The following is a 2,500-nucleotide window of genomic DNA, read 5'->3' as shown; positions in this document are numbered from 1 at the left end:
GGGGTCTTACCGACCTACCAAACCTAACCAAACTCCGAATACCTGGAAGTAGTGTGCGGCAGACAGACGGCGGGTGCTAACGTCCGTCGTCGAGAGGGAAAAAACCCTGACCACCAGCTAAGGCCCCTAATTCGTGGCTAAGTGGTAAAGGATGTGAGGATCCCATAACAACCAGGAGGTTGGCTTAGAAGCAGCCATCCTTTAAAGAAAGCGTAACAGCTCACTGGTCTAAACAAGGGTCTTTGCGCCGAAAATGTAACGGGGCTCAAGCCACGAGCCGAAGCTGTGGGTGTGCATGCGAGAGTATGTACGCGGTAGCGGAGCGTTCCATAGGCCTGTGAAGGAGTACGCGTGAGCGGCTCTGGAGGTATTGGAAGTGCGAATGCTGGCATGAGTAACGACAAACAGTGTGAGAGACACTGTCGCCGAAAGTCCAAGGGTTCCTGCGTAAAGCTAATCTGCGCAGGGTTAGTCGGCCCCTAAGGCGAGGCTGAAAAGCGTAGTCGATGGGAACAAGGTGAATATTCCTTGACCAGTGGGTAGTGACGGATCTCTTCCGTGGTGTGTGCTTATTGGATTGTGCATGCCATCACGAGGTTCCAGGAAATAGCTCCCACATCAGACCGTACCCGAAACCGACACAGGTGGACTGGTAGAGTATACCAAGGCGCTTGAGAGAACTATGCTGAAGGAACTCGGCAATTTGCCTCCGTAACTTCGGGATAAGGAGGCCTCGTTCGTGGGCAACCATGGGCGAGGGGCACAAACTAGGGGGTGGCGACTGTTTAACAAAAACACAGGGCTCTGCTAAGCCGCAAGGCGACGTATAGGGTCTGACGCCTGCCCGGTGCCGGAAGGTTAAGAGGAGAGGTGCAAGCTTTGAATCGAAGCCCCGGTAAACGGCGGCCGTAACTATAACGGTCCTAAGGTAGCGAAATTCCTTGTCGGGTAAGTTCCGACCTGCACGAATGGCGTAACGATCTCCCCGCTGTCTCCAGCATAGACTCAGTGAAATTGAATTCCCCGTGAAGATGCGGGGTACCTGCGCTTAGACGGAAAGACCCCGTGCACCTTTACTATAACTTTACACTGGCATTCGTGCTTGCATGTGTAGGATAGGTGGTAGGCTATGAAGCATGGGCGCCAGCCCGTGTGGAGCCACCCTTGAAATACCACCCTTACGATCATGGATGTCTAACCGCGACCCGTCATCCGGGCCCGGGACAGTGTATGGTGGGTAGTTTGACTGGGGCGGTCGCCTCCCAAAGAGTAACGGAGGCGTGCGACGGTGGGCTCAGACCGGTCGGAAATCGGTCGTCGAGTGCAATGGCATAAGCCCGCCTGACTGCGAGACTGACAAGTCGAGCAGAGACGAAAGTCGGCCATAGTGATCCGGTGGTCCGTTGTGGAACGGCCATCGCTCAACGAATAAAAGGTACGCCGGGGATAACAGGCTGATGATTCCCAAGAGTCCATATCGACGGAATCGTTTGGCACCTCGATGTCGACTCATCACATCCTGGGGCTGGAGAAGGTCCCAAGGGTTCGGCTGTTCGCCGATTAAAGTGGTACGTGAGTTGGGTTCAAAACGTCGTGAGACAGTTTGGTCCCTATCTGGCGTGGGCGTAGGAGAATTGAGAGGATCTGTCCTTAGTACGAGAGGACCGGGATGGACGTACCTCTGGTGGACCTGTTGTGGCGCCAGCCGCAGTGCAGGGTAGCTATGTACGGTCGGGATAACCGCTGAAGGCATCTAAGCGGGAAACCCACCTCAAGATGAGTTCTCCCTCGAAAGCCGTGGTAGACCACCACGTTGATAGGCCGGGTGTGGAAGCGGAGCGATCCGTGCAGCTTACCGGTACTAATAGCTTGATCGGCTTGATCGCTCTCATTTATCAATACTCACTCGCGGTGAAAAATACCGACAGTGACCTGGAATATTCCATTCTTGCTTCAGATTTTGCTTCGCCGGCCTGGTGGCACTAGCGAGGAGCCTCAACCCGATCCCATCCCGAACTCGGCCGTTAAACTCCTCAGCGCCGATGGTACTATGTCTCAAGACCTGGGAGAGTAGGTCGTTGCCAGGCCTGCAAAGCAAAAATCTCGAATACCATGTAAATTACCTGCCGCGGGGTGGAGCAGCCCGGTAGCTCGTCAGGCTCATAACCTGAAGGCCGCAGGTTCAAATCCTGCCCCCGCAACCAAATCGCATATCAAAAACCCCGATCGAGATAATTACTCGGTCGGGGTTTTTGCGTTCCAGGGATATGGCAAGGATCCCAGCCAGATCGCCGCGGACGTCGATCTGAAGTTCGCCGTTCTCTGGCGTCAGCACGATCTCCTTTATCAACGAGCGGATCCGCTCGGCCGCCATATGCGATATGTCCCTGGGAATCGTCGTTGAGCGCAGCATAGAGATGCTCGACCTGGATCCGGTAATGCTTCGTCATGTTGGGATGTAGCAAAGGAGGTGGTTCAGCGGCGTCTTCGAGAAACTGCT

The 2,500-nt window shown here is 54.8% G+C and carries 1 protein-coding gene, 1 tRNA gene and 2 rRNA genes (1 of these 4 cut by a window edge); 3 read left to right on the top strand and 1 reads right to left on the bottom strand.

Features of this window, described 5'->3' with window-relative positions:
- From ACN6KF_RS25710 to ACN6KF_RS25700, 3 genes are all read left to right on the top strand, one after another.
- Nucleotides 1-1,886, top strand: a 23S ribosomal RNA gene (locus ACN6KF_RS25710) (it extends 940 nt beyond the left edge of the window).
- A gap of 86 nt (nucleotides 1,887-1,972) precedes the next feature.
- Nucleotides 1,973-2,087: ribosomal RNA gene (gene rrf, locus ACN6KF_RS25705) — 5S ribosomal RNA — on the top strand.
- 40 nt (nucleotides 2,088-2,127) lie between these two features.
- Nucleotides 2,128-2,204, top strand: a tRNA-Met gene (locus ACN6KF_RS25700).
- On the opposite strand, the gene ACN6KF_RS25695 is transcribed toward ACN6KF_RS25700, so the two are convergent.
- Complete coding sequence (locus ACN6KF_RS25695) at nucleotides 2,183-2,413, bottom strand: hypothetical protein (RefSeq protein ID WP_434959766.1); 231 nt, start codon at nucleotides 2,411-2,413, stop codon at nucleotides 2,183-2,185. The genes ACN6KF_RS25700 and ACN6KF_RS25695 overlap by 22 nt on opposite strands.
- Nucleotides 2,414-2,500: the final 87 nt, after the last annotated feature.

It is taken from the genome of Labrys methylaminiphilus subsp. lupini, from assembly GCF_051161885.1.
Taxonomy (GTDB): domain Bacteria; phylum Pseudomonadota; class Alphaproteobacteria; order Rhizobiales; family Labraceae; genus Labrys.
The sequence above is the reverse complement of the archived record's forward strand: the minus strand, read 5'-3'. Positions and strand labels throughout refer to the sequence as shown.